This is a genomic window from Bifidobacterium sp. LH_389, assembly GCF_056357235.1.
On the sequence record NZ_JBKEVR010000021.1, the window covers coordinates 1 to 20742 of the forward strand.

The following is a 20742-nucleotide window of genomic DNA, read 5'->3' on the forward strand; positions in this document are numbered from 1 at the left end:
CGCCACCCACGACTGCGTGAGCCCCAAACCGAACACGTTCATGAACCGGTTGAACAGACCGTCCGCACCGAACACCATCTTCCACAACACCGCGATAGCAACCGAACCACCCATCATCGAAGGCAGATAGAACGCCGAACGGTAGAACGTGAGCCCCCGCATGCCACGATCCAGCACCACCGCCAGGGCGAGCGCGGCCAGCAGCTGGAGCGGGACCGAGACGATCACGTACGTGAACGTCACCTGCAGGGAATGCAGATACCTGGTGTCCTTCATCAGGTTCGCGAAATTCTGCACCCCGATGAACCTCGGGCTCGTGAGCATGTTGTACTTCGTGAACGACAGATACACCGACACGACCATCGGCAACAACGACAGGCACACCGCGCCCACGATCCACGGGGCAAGGAACGCGTACGCGGGCCTGTTGTCCGTATACGAATCATGCTTCCCCCGGTTCCTCACCAACGACGCAAACTCAGCAGCATAACTCATGCCACCACACCTCCTTTGGAGATCGTCACGCAGGCGGTCATTGCCGGCACGAGCGATCGTTCAGCCTGACGAATGATGAGGCCATCACTCATCGCGGTTCCTTTCCCGAAATTTTTAGAACACGCACCGCTTGGTCAACAATGGCCAGAGACGTCGCCGTCTCAGCGGTTGTGCGTTCCGATGACGAGAACCACTATAACGCTTTCGAAGCAATTAGTCAAATAATTTCACTAACTGTTTCGTAAGTTTCGAAGCAGCGATTCGTATCACCTTACTGGCAACTCAGCCGATCACCGGACGCGACAACGCCGGTTTCGCGGACATCGTCATCACGCCTGCAGCCGACTTCGCTGCATCACGGTTTCAGTATGTCCCCCACCTGCGACGCCCCGACATTCCGTTGCCATGAGTTGCTGCAGATTCGTTCACTGAGTGAACTTACAGCGGTGCCCGGCGGCCATCACTGCCCGCCGGGCACCCGTCAACCCTTGTGCCGCCTATCGTTCGGCAATGTTCGCCACTTCCAGCTCAACCTCGAACGGGGAGGCCAGCAATCCTTCGCGGCTGCGCAGCACGGGCCGCGGCGAATCGCCCCATGCGTAGCGGATGCGCGAATCCTCGCCGAACCGGCGGTCGCACGGCAGCGGAATCGTCACGGTGGATGGGCTCGATACGTATCCGTCCATCGGGCGCCACACCGATCGGCCATCCGCCCCCGCATCGAGCACCTCGAACGTGAGCGCCGTCCCGTCGGTGGCCAGCCCGCCGCCGCAATGCGCGAACCGCAGCGTGATCGCACCCTGGGAAAGCCATGCCCGGGAGACGATCGGTCCCATGGCCTCGTGGTCGGCCCCGTACGCCAGCACCTCGGCCGCCCGAGCGAACCGCGTGCCGACCGTGTCCTTGTCCAGCGGATGCAGGTCGTTGTCCTCCCCCGCGCCCAGCAATACGACCATCGCGGTATTGCCCACCGCCAGAGCCTTGCGCTGCTCGTCACGCAACTTCGCCCAGCCGCGCGCCTCGAAGGCGATGTTCGGCAGCTGCGCATAGAGGAACGGCAGGTTCGGCTCTCCGAAAGTTTCGCGCCAGCATTGGATCAACGCCGCCATCTTGTCGGCGTAGCGGATCGGCGTGCGCGACGCGTTCGACTCCCCTTGGTACCACAGCACGCCCTTGACGCCGTACCGGCCGATCGGCGCAATCATGCCGTTGTAGCAGGAAGCGGCGTAGCGGGACAGGAACGTCTGCGCGGGTGCCTCCGGGGTGCGCGCGGCCACGGCGTACCGCCACGGACCCATGGCGTCCACGTCAATCACGTCCGCGTCGTTGCCGCACACGATCCGATGCCGCTTGCCGAAGCGGAACCCGCCGCCCTGATTCGTATCGATGCGCAGGCGGAACGCGATGGTCGTGCGCGCGGCCAGCCGCGGAATGACGTAGTTACGCGGCGGGTACTTGTACCCCGTACTCCCCACGAGCTCGCCGTTGACGTAGCAGTCGTCGGCATCGGTCAGCGTACCGAAGAACATGCGTGCGCTGCGGCCCACGAGCCGCTCCGGCACGTCGATCGTCTTGCGGAACCACACCACGGCCGCCCCGCTCAGCGCCGGGTGCGGAGCATACGCGTCCGCGAGCGCCAGTTCGTCCCACGCCGAATCGTCGAAGTCCTTGCCGCCCCAGCCTTCGGCGAGTCCGCGGTCCATGGCGTTCACGGCAGTCTCGTACCGGGCGAAGTCGGCCTCGTACCGCTCCGCGATCCCCCGGACGTAGTCGTCGTTGCGCCACCGGTCGTGGTCCGGGGGCAGCAGGCCGAGCCGATCGACCCACTCCTCGGCGGTCCATGTTTCGATGACCGTTCCGCCGATCGCCGTCTGCAGCAGGCCGATCGGCACGTCGGCCCGTTCTCGCAGCCGCTTGGCGAAGAAATAGCCGACTCCGGACACGGGTGCATAGTCGTCGCGCCCCTCCACCAGCCATGACCCGCCGTCAATCGTGCGCCGCGGTCCGTGGAAATCCTCGGCTTCGGGCACGATGAAGCACCGCACGTTCCCGTCTCGCGCCTGCGCCAGTTCATCCGGGTAGCGTTCGTAGAGCCGACCCATCCACAGCTGCATGTTCGACTGGCCGCCGAGCACCCACACGTCGCCGTAGAGCACGTCGTTCGCGATCACCTTCCCGTCGCCGTCACCGCCGCCATTGCCATCGCAGTCGGAGTCGATGTCGGCATCGGTCCGTGCCACAAGCGTGTACGGCCCGCCGGCCGGGTGGGGCGGCAGCGTGGCCTGCCATGTGCCGTCGGACTCCGCCACGGCGGTCGCTTCCACTCCGTCGATCGTCACGCGCACGTGCGCTCCGGCTGCGGCTTCGCCCCACACGCGGATCGGCTTGTCGCGCTGGAGAACGGCTCCGCTGCCGAACAGCGGGGAGAAACGCAACGTGCTGCGACGCGATGCACCGGATGCACCGGATGCACCGGCCGCGTCAGCGGGGACGATCCTTGTGGTCATATCAGTCATGGCAGTTCCTTTCCCAGCGTCCGCCTTGGCCACCCTGCTCACAGGTCGGCACGCTGATCCGTCAGTTCGATCGTAGCGCGCAGCGGGGCCACGCCGGTCAGCGCCACGGACCGGTCGTCCGGCTGGCTGACGCCCACGGCGATGTCGAACCGCTTGCCGTCGCAAATCCGTTCGCCGCGCCCGTCCACCACGGTGGACGCATCGGGATCCAACGCGAATGCAACGCGTTTCGTCTCCCCGGGGGCCAGCGCCACGCGGCGGAATCCGGCAAGCTGCCCGTTGCGCGGTGCCAGAGGGGATTCGAGGTTGCGCACGTACGCCTGCACCACCTGTTCCTCGCTGCACGCGCCGGTGTTCGTCACGTCGATCGCCACACGGATGCGGGCCGGAGCGCGATCGGGATCGCCATCGCCGTCCGGTGCCTCTTCCGCATCCGTAGCCTCCCCCACGGCAACGGACAGCCCGCCGAGCGCCGTATCCGCATACGTGAGCCCGAATCCGAACGGGTACAGCGCCTCCCCGGTCATGTACCGGTACGTGCGCCCGGCCATGGCGTAATCCTCGAAGTCCGGCAGCGCGGAGCAGTCCCTGTAGAACGTGACGGGCAGTTTGCCGGAGGGCGCAGCCTTGCCAAACAGTACGTCCGCCACGGCGTCGCCGCCCTGGCCGCCCGGGTACCACACCTGCATGATGGCCTTCAGGTTCGGATGGTCCTCCAACCCGTCAAGGCTCAGCGCGCTGCCGGCGGCGAGCAGCACGATCACCGGCCTGCCCGTCTCGAGCAGCCGTTCGAGCAGATGGCGCTGGCGTCCGGGCAAACTCAGGTCCGCCTTGTCCCCCGCGCCCATGGAGTTGCCGGCATCCCCCTGCTCGCCTTCGATGGTCGGGTCGAGGCCCATCACGGCAATGACCACGTCCGCATGCTCGGCGTTGATCACCGCCTCGGATTCGCGCTCGTTCTCGCGAGACAGTCCGGATTCCGCGTGCGTGCCGGTGAGCGAGCATCCCAGACCGGAGTACACGCGCACGCCGTCCCCGCAGGCGCGTTCGATGCCTTCGAGAATGGTGGATTTATGGCTCGGCCGGCCGAAGTAGTTGCCCAGGATGGCCGGCACGGAGTCGGCGTTCGGACCGGTGACCGCGATGGCGTTGAGCTTCGCCATGTCGAGCGGCAGGATGCCGTCGTTCTTGAGCAGTACGAACGTCTTGGGGGCGATCGCGCGGTTGTAGGCCCGGTGGGCGGCCGAATCGTTGCGCTCGTAGCCTATGGCATTCCATTCGCAGTCGGGGGCGAACATGCCGAGCCGCACGCGCGTGGCGTACAGGCGTTCCACCGCCGCGGTCACCTCCGCCTCGCCCACCAGCCCGCGGTCCACGGCCTCGCGCACCGCACCCGAACAGCGGCCTGCGCACAGGTCCAGTCCGGCCTTGAGCGCTTCCGCCATGGTTTCGGCCGCATCCGCCGTGTACCGGTGATGCTCGTGCACGTCCTCCAATGCCATGAAGTCGGAGACCACGTGCCCCCGGAAGTCCCACTGCCCGTGCAGCCGCCGGACCAGCAGGTCGCGGTTCACGGAGCACGGCTGCCCGTTCACGGCGTTGTAGGCGGTCATGACGGCCTCCACGTCGGCTTCCTCCACGGCCGCACGGAATGCGGGCAGATACGTTTCGGCCATGTCCTTGGCCGATGCGACCGCATTGAACTCGTGCCGCTTGGCCTCGGGGCCGGAATGCACGGCGAAGTGCTTGGCCGTGGCCGCCAGCTTGAGGTATCTCCCCTTGCCCTGCAGCCCGCGGATGAACGCCACGCCGAGCCGCGAGGTGAGGTACGGATCCTCGCCGTACGTCTCCTGGCCGCGTCCCCACCGCGGATCGCGGAAGATGTTCACGTTGGGCGACCAGTACGTCAGCCCCTTGTAGATGTCGCGGTCGCCGTGCGCCGCGTACTCGTTGTACTTGGCGCGCCCCTCTTCGGCGATCACGCCCGCGACCCGTTCGAGCTCGTCCGGGTCGAACATGGCCGCCAGCCCGATCGCCTGCGGAAACACCGTGGCCACGCCGGCGCGCGCCACGCCGTGCAGACCCTCGTTCCAGTAGTTGTACGCGGGGATGCCGAGCCGTTCGATCGCCGGCGCGTCAAAGTTGAGCTGTCCGATCTTCTCGTCCAGACTCATGCGGGAGACGATGGCACGCGCCTCGGCGAGGGCTTCCTCATGGGTGATGCGTACCGTTGCCGGCCGGTTCGCCGCGGCGGGCCGATCTCCTGCGGCGGACTGATTGTCTGCAGCGGTCCCATCGGACGGAATCGACGGGAGTTGGAATGCGTGTGGGTTGGGCATGGCATCCTCCATTGGATGTGCAGGTTCGGACCATACGCGGTTCCGCCCGATCGGAACGGCTCTGTTTCCACCGGAACGGATACGCGAAATGCGCCCGGCCGCAGGATGAACGACGACCGGACGCACTCGATAGGAAAAAGGAAGGAAAGAAAAGTAACGGAATGCCGCCGGCTACCGCGCCGGACGGCGAACCGCAAGGACGGCAATCCATTGGATCGCCGGTCCCGCGGCTCGTCGCCCGGCCGGTCAGGCAAGCAGCCCTTCGGACCGTCAGCGCACTTCGGCCAGCAACCGCAATTACTGACCGCTACGCGGACCCAATGCCTCCTCGGGATCCGTAGTGGATCCCTCGGCACTGGCCGGCTGACGGTCCACCGGGCCGTCAGCGCACTTCGGCCAGTGCATCCACGATGTAGTTGTTGATCGTGGCCTTCACGGACTCGAGGTGATCGGACTTGGTGGCGGCGATGAGCTCGGACTGCGGCTTGTCCAGCGAGTAGGCCTCGAGCTCGGCCAGCGAGGTGGTGCCCTCGTCGATCTTCTTACCAATGCCCTCGTTGTAGGAGCTGTAGCGCTCGTCCATGAGGTTCTGGATGAAGCCGTCCTCGTTCATCTTGGCGGCGGCCAGCAGACCGGCCGCGTAGGTGTCCATGCCGGCGATGTGGGAACGGAACAGGTCCTCCTCGTAGAAGGAGGTGCGGCGCGGCTTGGCGTCGAAGTTCAGGCCGCCGTGCGGGCCGATGGAGCCGGCCTGCAGGACCTCCCACATCACGGCGACGGTCTCGTACAGGTCGGTCGGGAACTCGTCCATGTCCCAGCCAATGAGCTTGTCGCCCTGGTTTGCGTCGAGGGAGCCGAGGAAGCCGGCCTCGCGGGCCACGCGGATCTCGTGCTGGTAGGTGTGGCCGGCCAGGTTGGCGTGGTTGCCTTCGAGGTTCAGCTTGAACACGTCGGTCAGGTCGTGGGCGCGCAGGAACTCGATGGCGGTGGCCGCATCGAAGTCGTACTGGTGCAGCGTCGGCTCCTTCGGCTTCGGCTCGATGAGGAACTGGGCGTCGAAGCCGATCTCCTTGGCGTAGTCGGCGCACATGTGGAAGAACTTGGCGATGTGGTCGGTCTCGCGCTTCATCTCGGTGTTCCACAGGTTCTCGTAGCCTTCGCGGCCGCCCCAGAACACGTAGTTCTCGGCGCCGAGACGCTTGCCGATCTCCAGGCTCTTCTTGAGCTGGCCACCGGCGTAGGCGTAGATGTCCGCGAACGGGGAGGTTGCGGCGCCGGACACGAAGCGGGGGTTGGTGAACAGGGAGGAGGTGTTCCACAGCAGCTTGACGCCGGTGGCCTTCATATTCTCCTCGATCTTGTCCACGACCTTGTCGAGGTTGGCGTTGGTCTCGCGCAGGGTGTCGCCTTCGGGGGCGATGTCGCGGTCGTGGAAGCAGAAGTACTCGACACCGAGCTTGGTGAACAGCTCGAAGGCGTAGTCGACCTTGGCCAGCGCCTGATCCATCGGATCGGTGTACTTGTAGTACGGACGGTGCGCAGTGCCGGTGCCGAACGGATCGACCAGCTCCTGGTTGAAGGTGTGCCACCAGGCGACGCCGAAGCGCAGCCAGTCCTTCATCTTCTTGCCGGCGACGACCTTGTCGGCATCGTAGTAGTGGAAGGCGAATCCTTCCTTGGGGCCCTTTTCGCGGCCGACGTACTCGATCTTGTCAACATCCCACAGACCCATGGGTTGCTCCTTTGCTGGTGACTGACGTGCTGTCTATTGCCCCGGCGAACCGTTGCCCGCCGCGTTGATTAGATAGTAAAACGAACACACTATCTTTGTCAAATCAAAAAACTTATTTGCTTTCCCATGCGTGTCCGCGCGTGTCGCCTTCTGCCGAGCGCACGGACAATGAGCAGCCGCGGCGCTCGGTTCACGCGCGTCAATGCTCTCCACTCCAGCCTTGCGCGGACCAGTGCCGCCACGACGGGCTGCGCATGGCAGATCCACGGGCCGGATCCGCGCCGCACTGCCGAAACTGTTCACGGCCGATGTTGTGGTGCTCGATCATCGAGCGTCATGTTGCACGATCGGTCCAACCTGTGCGGCCAAATTCGCAGGTTGGACCGATCATGCGATTTTCGACCCCGAAAACGGCCGTTTTTTCGCGCGATCGGTCCAAGCTGCAAAAACACGGGCATAGGTTGGACCGATCATGCGCATTCGGCCACGGACGGTACCGAACAGTCATCGACGACCGTCCGATCCGCTACTCCCGCTCGCCCGATGCGCGGGCCGCACATTCCCCGCCACCGAAAACAACTGGCCGACGCACCTCCTGTCGCAAGGCCGGACACCGGTTGTCAGCACCACAACGGCTCCCATGAGCCCGGGCGATGGCCGCACGACATCCACGAAAGCATGTGGCGCATCATCAATCCCTCGGCGCCTCCGATTCGTCGCATTCGCCGTCACCTCTGTTCTCGCTCGCCACAGCTTCCTTGCTCCCGTTGCGATACGGCAGTAAACGTCCCTTCGCACAGTAGATTCGCTCAATCTGTGCGTGCACACGACCAGACTGAGCGAATCCATTGCGGTATGGCGGCCGACGGCCCCTCAACGCAAAGAATCCGCTCAATCTGCGCTCTGCAAGGGCACAGATTGAGCGGATTCACTGTCTGGGACCGGGGCTATCCCGCTACGAGCGAGCGGGACCGCGTCCGGCGGTCAGGAGCGACGGCGCAGTGCGAACGCACCGCCCACCGCAGCGAGCACGATCGCGGCGATGGCCACCACGGTCACGCTGGCACCCGTACGGGCCAGATTGCTCTGCTGCTTGCCGGCGTTCTGCTTGTTGTTCTGCTGGCCGGTCTGCTGGTTCTGGTTACCGGTCTGCTGGCCATTGTTACCGTTCTGACCGTTCTGACCATTCTGACCGTTCTGACCGTTCTGGCCATTCTGACCGTTCTGACCCGGTTCCCCGGGCTCTCCCGGCTTACCAGGCTGCCCCGGCTCGCCAGGCTCGCCAGGCTCTCCCGGCTTACCAGGCTCACCAGGCTCACCGGTTTCGACCTTCTTCAGTCCGGCCTGCGCCTTGGTCAGCGCATCCGTGGCGGCATCCACCTGCTGCTGGGTGGCCTGCTGGTCGGCCAGCACGGCCTTCGCATCCTTGAGCGCCGCAGCGAACACGGACCAGGTCTCCGCCGTGTAGTCGGATTCCTTGAGCGCGGACGCGGCGTCCACGGCGGCCTGCAGCTTGCTGCGGTCCACCTTCGTTCCGGGCTGATCGGGCTTCTTGTCGCCGGCTGCCACGGTGATCGGCAGGGTCACCACGGTGCCGTCGGTCTCGCCGGTCACCACGAGCGTGGCGGTACCGGCGGCCAGCGAATCGGGCACGGTCACGGTGAGCTCGGCGGTGTCGCCGTCCTTCACCTCGGCCGAGCCGACTTCCGTGTCACCGATCTTCACGGTGAGCTTGGTCTCCGCAGGCACGCCCAGTGAGGCGAGCGTGAGCTTGGAGAAGCTCAGCGTGAACGAGGTGCCGGCCTTCACGGCGGTGTCCGCGGCGGGCACGCCGGTCACGGCCACCGCACGGCGATCGTAGCGGGGCTTGAGCGGCGAGTTGGCGCCGATGTACTCGATCCACGCGTCGCGGTCCACCAGACCGGTGTCCTTGGTGTCCTTGCCGGCAGCGAACACGCGGAAGTTGTCGCCGCCCTGGAGCAGGAAGCTGAAGGAGCCGATGCGGTAGTCGCGGTTCGGGTCGAGCGGTTCGCCGTTCACGGTCACCGAGGTGATGTGGTGGCCCTGCTCGGCGTTCGGATCATACGTGTAGCTCACGTTGTGGGACAGGCCGAGCTGCAGGTACGGGCGGGACGGGACGTTGCCGTCGGCGTCGAGCTGCCACTGCTGTTCCAGAGCTTCCTTGAACTGCGCGCCGGTGAGCGTGGTGGTCCACAGGTTGTTGAGGAACGGGAGCACGGCGTTGGCCTGCGCGTAGGTGATGGAACCGTCGGCGGCCAGCGAGCAGGCGTCGTTGGCGCCGGTGCGGCACAGTTCGGCCCTCAGGCCGCCCGGGTTCACCACGCCGATCTCGGCGCCGCCGCGGTCCGCGGAGGACAGGGATGCGAGCAGCGAGTCGGCCACGAGGTTGCCCAGCGTGGATTCGGAGGCACGGTCGTCACGCTTGCCGTCCTTGAAGGCGGTGGTGATGTCCGCGGCCACGGAACCGACCTTGACCTGACCCTTCTCGTCGGCCACCTTGAGCGCGTCGTCCACGATGGTCTTGACCTTGGCGACGGTCTCGTCCTTGGCGGCGAGCTCGGCATCGAAGTCGGCCTTGTCGGTGCCCTCCGGCGCGGTGAGGGACGCCACGTTGCCGGACTTCTGGTAGGTCACCTCGTCGGTGTCCTTGTTGTAGTCGAGCACCACCTGACCCACGTTGGCGGCGTAGCTGCCGGTCTGGATGACCGGGCGGCCGTCGTGGGCGGGGTCGGTGTACGAGTACTTCATGTGGGTGTGCGCGGTGAAGATCACGTCCACGGCCGGGTCGGTCTGGTCCACGATCTTGGTGAACACCGGGCTGGCGGCCTTCTGCTCGTCGAGCGTGGGCTTGCCGGTTTCGTCGTCCTCGTTGGAGGCGGCGCCCTCGTGGTATTCGGCCACGATCACGTCGGCCTCGCCGTTGGACTCGTTGCCGTCGGTGAGCTGCTTGGCCACGCGGTTGACGGCCTCGACCGGGTCACCGAAGTCGATGTCCTTGATGCCGCCGGGCGAGACGAGCGTGCTGGTTTCCTGGGTGACCGCGCCGATCACGCCCACCTTCACGCCATCCACGTCCTGGATGCTGTATTCGGGCAGGGCCGGGGTCTGGGTGCCCTTCTTGTACACGTTCGCGCCGAGGTAGTCCCACTGCGCGTTGCGCTTGCCGTCCTTGCCGATCACGCGGTCGGTCAGATCGGCGTAGCCTTGATCGAACTCGTGGTTGCCCACGGCCGAGGCCTTGACGCCGAGTGCGTTGAGCACGTCGATGGTGGGCTGGTCACGCTGCACGGAGGAGTTGAACAGCGAGGCGCCGATGTTGTCGCCGGCGGACAGCAGCAGCGAGGAGTTCGGGTATTCGCCCTTCAGCTGCTGGATGGTCGCGGCGAACGGCACGGTCAGTCCGGTGTCGATGCGTCCGTGGAAGTCGTTGAAGTTGAGCAGGTTGATGGTGGTGTCGGTCTTCTGCGCGGCCTGGGCCTCGATGTAGCCCTGGCGCAGCGAGTGGCCGTCGGTCACGGCGTCGTCCGCCCAGAAGACGGGCTTGTAGGTCTTGCCGGCCTCGCCGCCTTCAACGCTCTTGGCTTCCGCATCGGGGGTGATGGCGAAGCCCTCGGAGTTGCCGGAGGCGATTTCAGTCGGCGTGGCGGTGAGCTTGGTGAGGGCGAGCGTGCCGTCGTCCTGGAACTCGTAGGTGGCGAGCAGGGCCTTGGTGGGCTTCTCCTCGGCGCCGATGGTGTTGTCGCCCTCGGCGAGCAGCTGCTCGTGCTCAGCGTCCCACACCAGATCGCGCGGGCCGGAGTAGCCGGCGTTCGCGGCGGCCTGCGGCAGCGGGAACTGGGAGACGGGGAACACGAGGTCCTTGCCTTCCACGGTTTCGAGGGCGAACGCGTAGATCGCGTTGGTCTTCTCGAGCGCCACGAAGAACAGGCCGCCGTAGTCGTTGCCGAAGCCGTCCGGGTTGTACTCGGTCACGTGGTCCGGGTAGAGGTTCACCTTGAAGTGCTTGGCGGTCAGGACGCTGTCGGGAATGAACGTCACGCCTTCCACGCCAAGGTTCGCATCGTCGCCCTCTTCGAGCTGCACGCCGAACTGGCTCAGCGCGTTCACGAGGTTCCACTCGTGGGCGGCGGTGAGGTCCTGGGCGCCATCGCCGTTCACGTCGCTGGTCGCGGCGGTCACGTCGTAGCTGAGGATGGAGGGGCGGGGCACATTCTTGTTCTCGTTGTCGCGCTCGGCGCCAATGAACACGCCCTTGGCCGGATCGGCCACGCCGTTCTCGCCGGGGATGAGTGCGATGCCCTCGGAGTCCACGCCGCCCTTGCCGTCCTTGAAGTGCAGCTGCTTGCCGCCCTTGGTCTGGCCGTCCTTGACGAAGCTCCAGCCGTCGTTCGGATCCTGCTGCCACTTGCCGTCAAGGTAGACGAACTTGTTGATGGAGCCAGCGCCCTTCGGACCGGTGATGCCGAGCGTGGGGTTGAGGTCGTTGTCCGCGGCCCACAGGGTGCCGGGCTGGCCGTCCTTGCCGGGCTGGTACGCCAGACCGGAGAGGTTGCCGTCGGTGTGTTCGCCGGTGGCCTGGCCCGCGCCGAACTCGTCGGTGCCGTCGATGGCGGTCACCGTGTCGAGCCCCGGCCATGCGGCCACGTCGAGCTTGTCACCGGGCTGGTCGGGGTCGGTGGGGGTGTCGCCTTCCTTGACCATGCCGTCGGCGTCGGAGTTGGCCACGTACACGGCGTTCTTGTCGTCGCCGGACCATGCGAACTGGAGGACCAGCTTGCCGGTGGCGTCATACACGCGCACCTTGTCTTCCTTGCCCAGACCGATGCTGGCGAGCTTGTCGAGGTTGAACTCGACCTCGCCGCCCGCCTTGAGCACGGTGCCCGCGGGAACGGTGTAGGTGTGGTCGGCGGAGTCCTTGTCGTCGCGCAGCTTCCAGCCGTCAAGCGTCACGTCGGCGGCGTTCTTGGAGCCGAGGGTCACGGTGTCGGTGCCCACGTCGATGCGCTTGAGGAACACGGCGGTGGCTTCGTCCTTGATGATGTTCTCGGTCGGTTCCGGGGCGGGCGCGGCGGCCGCGTTGATGCCCACGATCACCGGGTCGTGGTCGGAGGCGCGGAACTGGTCGTCACGGTACAGGTTCTTCGCGTTGTAGTTGTAGCGCGAGTACTCGAGCGCCACGGACTCCACGGAGTTGATGTTCCAGATATCCGCGCCGGAGACGGTCTTCAACGCGGCCTCGTTGGCGAAGATGTGGTCGAGCGAGCCGACGCCGCCGTTGCTGTTGCCCTGCTCGTCCTTCACGGTGTACGAGTAGGTGTACTTGCCGGTCTTCTCGCTCACCTGTTCGCTCAGGTCGGTGTAGCCGGCGGCCACGATCTTCTGGATCGGCTTCTCGGCGTAGTAGGCGTTGAAGTCGCCCACGAGGAAGGTCTTGTCGAGCTTGAGCTCGGCCTTCACCGAGTCGGTGAACTTGAGCAGCGCGTCGGCCTGGGCCTGGCGGGTGTAGTTGGCGTTGCCGGAGCCGTCGCCCGGATCCTGGTTCTGCTCATTGCTGGCGGAGCCCTTGGACTTGAAGTGGTTGGCCACCACAAGGAAGCCGTCGGAGTCGGCGGCGTCCTTGGCCTTAAAGGCCTGCGCGTCGGGCTGGCGGCCGTGCTCGTAGCCGTTCTTGCCGTTGAAGGCGTCGGAGTCGGTGAGGATGTGGGTTTCGCCCACGGTCGCCACCTTGGCGGGCTTGTAGATGAAGGCCGTGCGGATCACGTCCTCCACATCGAGCTCGGGCAGCACGCTCGGGCTGGGCACGTAGGCCCAGGTACCGGCGCCGGCTGCGGCGTTGAGCGCGTCCACGAGCGTGGAGAGCGCGTAGTCGCGGCGGTTACCCTTGAAGTCGCTCGGCACCACGCTGGCGGCCTTGGCGGAGTTCTCGATCTCCTCGAGCGAGACCACGTCGGCGTCCAGACCGTTGATCGCCTTGACGATCTTGGCGCGCTGGCGCTCCATGTTCTCCTTGTTCCAGGCGCCGCGCACGTCGCAGTTCTTCGCGGTCACCGGGTTGCCGTCACGGTCGTTGTAGGCGTTGCTCGGGGCGCAGCCGGTCTCGTCGGCGGTGGTGGAGAAGTAGTTGAGCACGTTGAAGGTGGCCAGACGGATGTCACCGCCCACGGCCTTGAGGTCCGGGGCGTCGGTGCGGGTGCTGGCGAAGGTGGCCGGCTGCACGTCGGCGGCGTTGTCGCCGGTCAGGCGGGTGGTCGGCTGGAACTTCCACGCGTTGTTGCGGTAGTCGAGCACGACCGGCTTGGTGAACGTGACCTTCTCGCCCACGCGCACCGGGTTGTCGTTGCTCAGGTACGGCAGCGGCACGTCGGCGTTCTCCGTGTACTTGGTGTCCAGGAAGTTACGGCTGGAGCCGTCGTCCAGCACCACGCTCTCCGCCTCGAGGCGATCGAGCTCGGCCTGATAGGCGGCGCCGGTCTTGGAATCGCCCTTGAGGCCCTTGACGGTGGGGTTGAGGAACGGGGTGGCCGCGGCGGCCAGTCCGATCTCGCCGTACTTGTTGGTGTTGTACACGTCGGAGACGGTGTAGTCGCCCTGCGGGGCCACGAGCATGCTCTCGAGGCTTTCGCGCTGGGCGTCGGTCTTCGGGAACGCCACGGCGGCGGGCTGCGGCGCCTGCGCCTTGTCGGCGAGCTTCTCAACGGACTTGGCGGAGATCTCGGTGAGGCCGTTGTACTCGCTCACCTTGCCGCTGACCTGCACGTAGTCGCCGATGTTGAGGGACTTGACGTTCTTGGAGTCGTAGACGAACAGACCGTCGGACGCGGTATGCGCGGCGAGGTCAATCGTGCCGCCGGTGGCCGGGGTCTGGATGGTGTAGCCGTTGAAGCCGCCGTCCGGGTAGGCGGCGGTGACCACGCCCTTGGTGGTCACGGTCTTGCCGTCGCACGGGCTGGCGTCGGTGGTGCCCTGAATCTGGGCGATGGTTGCCTCTCCGGTGGGGCAGGTTGCAGCTGCTGCGATGGGCGCGGCGGGAGCCTGCGCGGACGGCGAGTCGGCAAACGCCGCCGTCGCCGGGATCGCACCGAGCGGCACGATGAGCGCGGCCGAGAGCAGTACGCCCTCGAGTCGTTGCGAAATGCGTGGCATGAAATTCCCCTCTTGCTTCCTTGTCACGGGGCGCCTGATGGATATGGCATCCCCTCTTCCCCATCCACGCTAGGGAAGTGAAGCGAACGCCCACGGACGGGACCGTGAACGCCGGGAAAACTCATGGCAAATTCGGGCGAGCCGCCCCTTGCCGCACATCACCGTCGCTGCCGGACGGCAACGGTTCCGGACGCCTGCCCTACCGCCCGTGGACGGCACCCACCACGGCACGCACCCATTCGCGGTCGATGCGCTCGATGACCGGATCGTCGCCGCTGCCGCCCGGGCCGCCGTCGGAGGCCACGATGATGCGCGCGGACAGGTGAATGGACGGCACGCCCGTCTCGAGTACGGGCCGCACGAGGTCGGGGGTGATGTGTCCGCAGGCCATGACGTCGATGCCGCCGGCTGCATGGCCGACCAGCTCGCGTAACCGCCCCAGACCGTCCTCGACGCGCGAGGCCCCACCCGACGTGAGCACGCGCGTGTAGCCGATATCCCGCAGGATATCCAACGAGCCGAACGGGTCGTTCACCATGTCGAACGCACGGTTGAACGTAACGGATACGTGCCTGCCGCACCGCTCCCCCTCGTCGATGGCCGCCTCGTAGATCCGCTTGGCGAAGGCCACGTCGAGGTTGCCGTACTTGTCCAGCGCGCCCACCACCACACCGGACGCCCCGGCGAGGATGGAGGACCGCACGTCGGCAAGCATGACGCGCTTCTCGCCGTCGTCGTATACGTAGTTGCCGCCGCGCGAGCGGATGCGGGCCTGCACGCCGAGCCGCACGCCCACGTGGGAGCACAGCTGGATGAGGCCGAAGCTGGGGGTGATGCCGCCGGTGGCACCCATGGCGGTGCACAGTTCGACGCGGTCGGCACCCTCCTCCCGAGCGATCTTCGCCCCATCGACGTCCTGTACGATCACTTCCACGCGGGGCGCCGATCCGTTGCGCTGCGCCTGGGTGTCACTCCAACGATCCGTGGTATTCATCTTCGTCTCCATCTCGTTCCTCATTGAACAACCGTGTGTCGAGTGTACACAGATTGCGGCGAAGAGGTTCGACCACGACCGTTTTTCGGCGTGCCGAAGCCGCGACACGCCGATGAAATCGGTTTCGTCAACCGATTTGCCAACCAGAATTAACCGGGTTAATATATAAACCAAGTTCAGATTCAATGACGAGCGAACGGCAAGGAGGCGTCACGATGAACACAACGGCAACCCCGCACACCAACACCGTAGCGGCCCTTTCCGAAACCAACCGCTCCAACATCCTGCAGCATCTGTACCACCACGGCGTCAGCTCCCGCGCCCAGATCGCCCAGGCTCTGGGGCTCACTCCCGCGGCCATCACCAAGATCACCGCCCGACTCATCGAGGCCGGCGTGATCGAGGAGGCCGGCGACATGGAGGGCCGCAAGAACCGCCGGTCGATCGGACTGAAACTCGACGTCGAGCGCTTCCATGTGGTCGGCGTCAAGTTCGCCCGCTCCCTGGTGCAGATCGGCGTGTTCGACCTCGCAGGCACGCCGCTGAGCACCGAAACGCTGCCCACCGTCCGCGACGACACCATCGCCGGCACCATCGCGGACATCCATGTCCGCGTGCAGCGACTCATCGCCGCCGACCGCGCGATCGTGGCCGTCGGCATGGCCGTCCCCGGCCCCTACCTGCGCAACGTGGGTCGGATCGCGGTGGTCTCCGGCATGCAGGGCTGGCGCAAAGTCAACTTCCTTGAGGAGTTCCGGAACGCCTTCCCCGTGCCGGTGTTTATCGAGCACGACGCCCGCGCGGGCGTGCTCGCCCACAGCCTGTTCGACCCGGATTGCCCTTTCGAGGACGACCTCGCCTACTACCTCATCGGCGAAGGCGTGGGTCTGGGCGTCATCGAAGGCGGGCAGCTCGTCAACGGGGCGATCGGCGCGGCCACGGAGATCGGCCACATCAGCATCGACGTGAACGGCCGCCGCTGCGACTGCGGCAACTACGGCTGTCTGGAGCGCTACTGCTCCGCGAGCGCCATCCACGCCATGCTCGTGGACGACGGTACCGTGGTGCCCGACGCCGAAGAACTGACCCACGCCGAGGCCTGCAACCGTCTGTTCGCCGCAGCCGACGGCGGCGATACGCGCGCGGAGTCCATGGTCCGCGAGATCGGACGGTACGTGGGCTACGGCTGCGTCATCATCTTCAACGCCTTCAACCCCCGTCGCATCATCATCGGAGACATCATCTCCGGCGGCGGGCGGATCCTGCTCGACGAGGTGCGCAGCGTCGTTGCCGAGCGGGCCATCCCGGAGATCGTGAACAGCACCGCGATCACGCTCTCCGGCCTCACGGCGGACGCCACGCTGGCCGGATCGGCAGCCGTGGCCGTGACGCAGTTCCTTGACCATCCCTCCATATTCTTTGACGTCGCCTAACCGCGGCGCCGCACAACATCGCAACCATCCACCACCAATGAAAGGAAACCCCATGTCCAAGCCCATCGTTCTGTCCCTCGGCGAAATCCTGTGGGACATGCTTCCCTCCGGCAAGCGCGCCGGCGGCGCCCCGGTGAACTTCGCATACCATGCGAAGATGAACGGCGCCGACGGCTGGGCCATCAGCGCCGTCGGCGAGGACGCGCTCGGCGACGAGCTGCTCGTCGAGGCGGAAAAGGCCGGCATCCACACCATCATCCAGCGCAATGCGTGGCCCACCTCCACCGTCGAGGTGGCACTGAAGAACGGCATCCCGGAGTACACCATCGTCAAGGGCGTCGCCTGGGACCACCTGCTGCTCACCCGCCAGCTCATCGAGGTGGTGGAGCAGGCCGACGCCGTGTGCTTCGGCACCCTGGCCCTGCGCTCCCCCGAGACCCACGACACCATCATCGAGCTGCTCAAGCACACCAAGCCGGGCGCGATGAAGTTCTTCGACATCAACCTCAGGGGCGACCACTACTCCAAGGATCTCATCGCGGAGCTGCTGGGCTTCGCCACCGTGTTCAAGATCAACGACGCCGAGCTGCTGCTCCTGCGCGACATGTTCGACATCCGCGGCACCTCCGACGACGAAGCCTGCCGTTGGTTCATGAACGAGTACGGTCTGGACTACATCATCCTGACCGGCGGCTCCACCTTCTCCACCATCATCGCCCGCAACGGCGAGTCCTCCACCCTGTCCACCCCGCACGTCGAGGTGGTGGACACCGTGGGTGCCGGCGACTCCTTCTCCGGCACGTTCACCGCACGCACGCTGCTCGGCGATTCGCTGGCCGAGGCCCACAAGGCCGCCGTGAACACCGCCGCCTTCGTGTGCACGCAGAACGGCGCATGGCCCGAGTACCCGGAGCAGATTCCGGACTACCTGGCCGCCGCGGGCGAGTGAGCCGGCCCCGCATCCTTCCCCGGGTTTCCTGACAACGCGGGGGCGATCGCGCCGTAGCGCAGCAGCACGGTAGCGCCGATCGCTCCCGCCCCATCCCACCACAACTCCGCCCTCACCTCCGGCTCCGCGCAACGACGGCATGGACGCCCGCACGAATCGGACCGACCGAGGACAGGGCGTACGGCATTCCCACCCCCACCGCAACGGCAATCGTTCCACCGATCACGTCGGCGCACACGCGTCGGAAGAACGCTGGCCGAACGTCAAACGATACACATTCATCAATCGATTTAACCAATCGGTCGCCAATCAACCATCCCTTCACCCATAGAAAGGAACACCGCCATGTCCATCCGCGACACGGTCACCGGCGTCCAGCACGTCGGCATCCCCACCACCGATCTGGAAGGCACCATCGCCTACTACGAGAAGCTCGGCTTCGAATGCCTGGGCATCTACCCCAACGGCAATGACCGCTGCACCTTCCTGCGCCTCAACAACCTCACGCTCGAAGTGTGGACCATGGACCCCACCCCCATGGAGAACGGTGCGATCAACCACTTCGCGCTGGATTCCACGGACATCGAAGCCTCGTTCGAGGAGGCCGTCAAGCTCGGTCTAAACCTCGTGGAGGGCTCCATCCAGCACATCGACACCTTCTGGGACAACGGCATCCGCTACTTCAACGTGCTCGGCCCGAACCACGAGGTCATCGAGTTCTGCCAGATCATGTAGTGCCGTTCCCGGCCTCGCATCCGCTCAGCCATCAACTTCAGTCACCATGTTGTCATCATGTTCAAAGGGGAAACAATGAATAACGCAGCAACCGCCAAGCAGCCGTGGGTGGAAAGCCCCGACGGCTACCTCGACCGCACGCCGGTCCTCCAGTTCGCCATGACCTCGGTGCTCTTCGCCTTCTGGGCGATCGCCTCGAGCCTCAACGACGTGCTCATCACCCAGTTCAAGGCCGTGTTCGAACTGACGGACATGCAGACCGCCTTCGTGCAGTCCGCCTTCTACGCCGGGTACTTCATCATCGCCATTCCCGCCTCGCTGTTCATCAAGAAGACCAGCTACAAGGTGGGCATCATGACCGGTCTGGCGTTCTTCGCGCTCGGCTGCTTCATCTTCTTCCCGGCCTCGCGTCTGGTCACCTACGAGGTGTTCCTGTTCGCCATCTTCGTGGAGGCGATCGGCCTGAGCTTCCTGGAGACCTCCGCGGACACGTACGCCACCCTGCTCGGCCCGAAGCGCCTGAGCACGCTGCGTCTCAACGTGGCCCAGACCATGAACGCGCTCGGCCTGCTCACCGGCATTCTGCTCGGCAAGTATCTGGTGTTCCAGGATTCCAACCTGCACACCGAGATGCAGCGTCTGCGCGCCACCGACCCGCAGGCCGCCATCGACTTCGGTTCCGAGCAGCTGAGCCGCACGCTGCAGCCGTACATGGTGGTCATGGCCATCATGCTGCTGTTCATCGTGCTGTTCGCCGTGGTGAAGTTCCCCAAGTGCCGTCCGCAGACCAAGGAGGGCGCGGTGGCCAAGGCGAAGCTGGGCGAGACCATGACCTACCTGTTCCACAACGGCCGCTTCTGGCAGGGCATCCTCGTGCAGTTCATCTACATCGGCGCGCAGACCGGCATCTGGTCGTTCACCATCCGTCTGGCACTCAACATCTCGGAGGAGATCGGCGCCCCGATTTCCGACCGCGATGCGGCGAACTACATGATCGTCAGCTACATCATCTTCTTCGCCGGCCGTATCTCCGCCAGCTACCTGCTCTCGAAGTTCCGCGAGACCCGCGTGCTCGCCGTGTACATGATCGTCGGCTGCGCGGTGCTCGTCGGCACCGCCTTCGTGCCGGGCATGGCCGCGGTCTGGCTGGCCGTGATCGTCAGCCTGTTCCTCGGACCGGGCTGGCCGACCATCTACTCGCGTACGCTCAAGACCGTGGAGGACCGTCGTCACACGGAGACCGCCGGCGCGATCATCGTGATGGCCCTCGTGGGCGGCGCGATCCTGCCGATGGCGCAGGGTGCACTCTCCGACGCGACCACCATGCAGTTCTCCTTCATCCTGCCGGCCGTCGAGCTGCTCATCGTGGGCCTGTACTTCCTCTCCGAGTTCAAGCGGGACAAGTACACGCCCAAGCAGCTCAAGGAAATGGCCGAGCTGGCGGCGGACGAAGCAGAGGCGGCGTAGCCGACGCACCATCGGGACCGCAGCAGCGCAGCGGGGCTTCCCACGCAGTCCGGCCGGACTCCTTCCGGGCTTTGGCAAGCATCTGACTGCAAGGTCCCGATTGCAAGGTCCCGTACGACCTTCCGAATACGCCTGTGGGCCTTTCGAGAATAATGGCATTCCCGAAAGGCCCACAGGCGCTTTGCGTCATTGCAACGATGTCTGATTCGGACAAGTCCTGTGCGTTCTGGCGACCCACACTCGGTCCAACCTGTGCGCCCCCGACTCGCAGACTGGAAAGTTTGACCGCTTGTGAACGTTTCAGAACGGCCGGAAAGCGGTCAAACTTTCCAGTCTGCGACATTCCGGCCGCGCTATGCGGCGTACGAGCCGTTCAGGCCCGGATGCGCCTTCACCCCGGACGCCACCGACACCGCGGGATCCAGACGCGGGATCAACGTCGCCTGGAACGCGTGATACACATCCGACTTGCCCGGCCACACCGTACCGACCACCCGGTTGCGCTCATCCAACTGATGGAACCACGAACCCAGCCCGTGATCGATCACGCAATCGTCCGCATACCCCCAGAACCGCGCATACCAATCCCCGTACACGCCCCGGCCCGTCACCCTGGCCAGCGTCGCCGACGCATCGATCCCCTCCGCCAGCGTCCAATGCATCCGATCCGTCACCACCGGCACGCCATGCCAGTCCGTCGTATACGCCAACCCCGGCAGGCCACCCTCGCACGACGCCCACCCATCCGACACCGCCCGGTCGAACAAGCGCTCCGCCACGGACACCAGGCGATCCCGCTCCGAAGCCTCCAGCCCCGCGGACAGCGCGTACTGCACGATCAGGCGCGACCACTCGATCCCGTGACCCGGCGTCGCCCCGTACGGCTTGAACTGGTCCGCCCTGCTGTCCGCGTTGTAC

11 protein-coding genes are annotated in these 20742 nt (G+C 65.6%); 4 read left to right on the forward strand and 7 right to left on the reverse strand.

Annotation, left to right across the window (positions count from 1 at the left end; translation table 11 throughout):
* From AC1AZA_RS10790 to AC1AZA_RS10815, 6 genes are all read right to left on the reverse strand, one after another.
* A partial coding sequence (locus AC1AZA_RS10790) for a carbohydrate ABC transporter permease (RefSeq protein WP_476514658.1) occupies positions 1-495 on the reverse strand: 495 nt, incomplete at its 3' end.
* Positions 496-992: 497 nt separating this feature from the next.
* On the reverse strand, positions 993-3011 hold the full coding sequence (locus AC1AZA_RS10795; RefSeq protein WP_476514659.1) for a sialate O-acetylesterase: 2019 nt from the start codon (positions 3009-3011) through the stop codon (positions 993-995).
* Between the two features lie 38 nt (positions 3012-3049).
* Positions 3050-5350 (reverse strand): glycoside hydrolase family 3 C-terminal domain-containing protein, encoded by a 2301-nt coding sequence (locus tag AC1AZA_RS10800; RefSeq protein WP_476514660.1) that lies wholly within the window; start codon positions 5348-5350, stop codon positions 3050-3052.
* 382 nt (positions 5351-5732) lie between these two features.
* Entirely contained in the window at positions 5733-7082 is a 1350-nt protein-coding gene (xylA, locus tag AC1AZA_RS10805; RefSeq protein WP_476514661.1) for a xylose isomerase, read from the reverse strand.
* 984 nt (positions 7083-8066) lie between these two features.
* Positions 8067-14246 (reverse strand): ExeM/NucH family extracellular endonuclease, encoded by a 6180-nt coding sequence (locus AC1AZA_RS10810; protein WP_476514662.1) that lies wholly within the window; start codon positions 14244-14246, stop codon positions 8067-8069.
* A 199-nt stretch (positions 14247-14445) separates the two neighbouring features.
* Complete coding sequence (locus tag AC1AZA_RS10815) at positions 14446-15240, reverse strand: copper homeostasis protein CutC (protein ID WP_476514663.1); 795 nt, start codon at positions 15238-15240, stop codon at positions 14446-14448.
* Between the two features lie 215 nt (positions 15241-15455).
* Here AC1AZA_RS10815 and AC1AZA_RS10820 point away from each other — a divergent pair, with 215 nt between their 5' ends.
* The 4 genes from AC1AZA_RS10820 (at position 15456) to fucP (ending at position 19824) form a co-directional block, all read left to right on the forward strand.
* A complete protein-coding gene (locus AC1AZA_RS10820) occupies positions 15456-16673 on the forward strand; it encodes an ROK family transcriptional regulator (protein ID WP_476514664.1) in 1218 nt (405 codons plus the stop codon).
* A gap of 52 nt (positions 16674-16725) precedes the next feature.
* Positions 16726-17622, forward strand: coding sequence for a carbohydrate kinase family protein (locus tag AC1AZA_RS10825; RefSeq protein ID WP_476514665.1), 897 nt, complete (start codon positions 16726-16728; stop codon positions 17620-17622).
* Between the two features lie 345 nt (positions 17623-17967).
* Positions 17968-18357, forward strand: coding sequence for a VOC family protein (locus AC1AZA_RS10830; RefSeq protein WP_476514666.1), 390 nt, complete (start codon positions 17968-17970; stop codon positions 18355-18357).
* A gap of 75 nt (positions 18358-18432) precedes the next feature.
* A complete protein-coding gene (gene fucP / locus AC1AZA_RS10835; RefSeq protein WP_476514667.1) occupies positions 18433-19824 on the forward strand; it encodes an L-fucose:H+ symporter permease in 1392 nt (463 codons plus the stop codon).
* A gap of 353 nt (positions 19825-20177) precedes the next feature.
* On the opposite strand, the gene AC1AZA_RS10840 is transcribed toward fucP, so the two are convergent.
* The coding region (locus AC1AZA_RS10840) for an AGE family epimerase/isomerase (RefSeq protein ID WP_476514668.1) at positions 20178-20742 on the reverse strand (565 nt) is incomplete at its 5' end.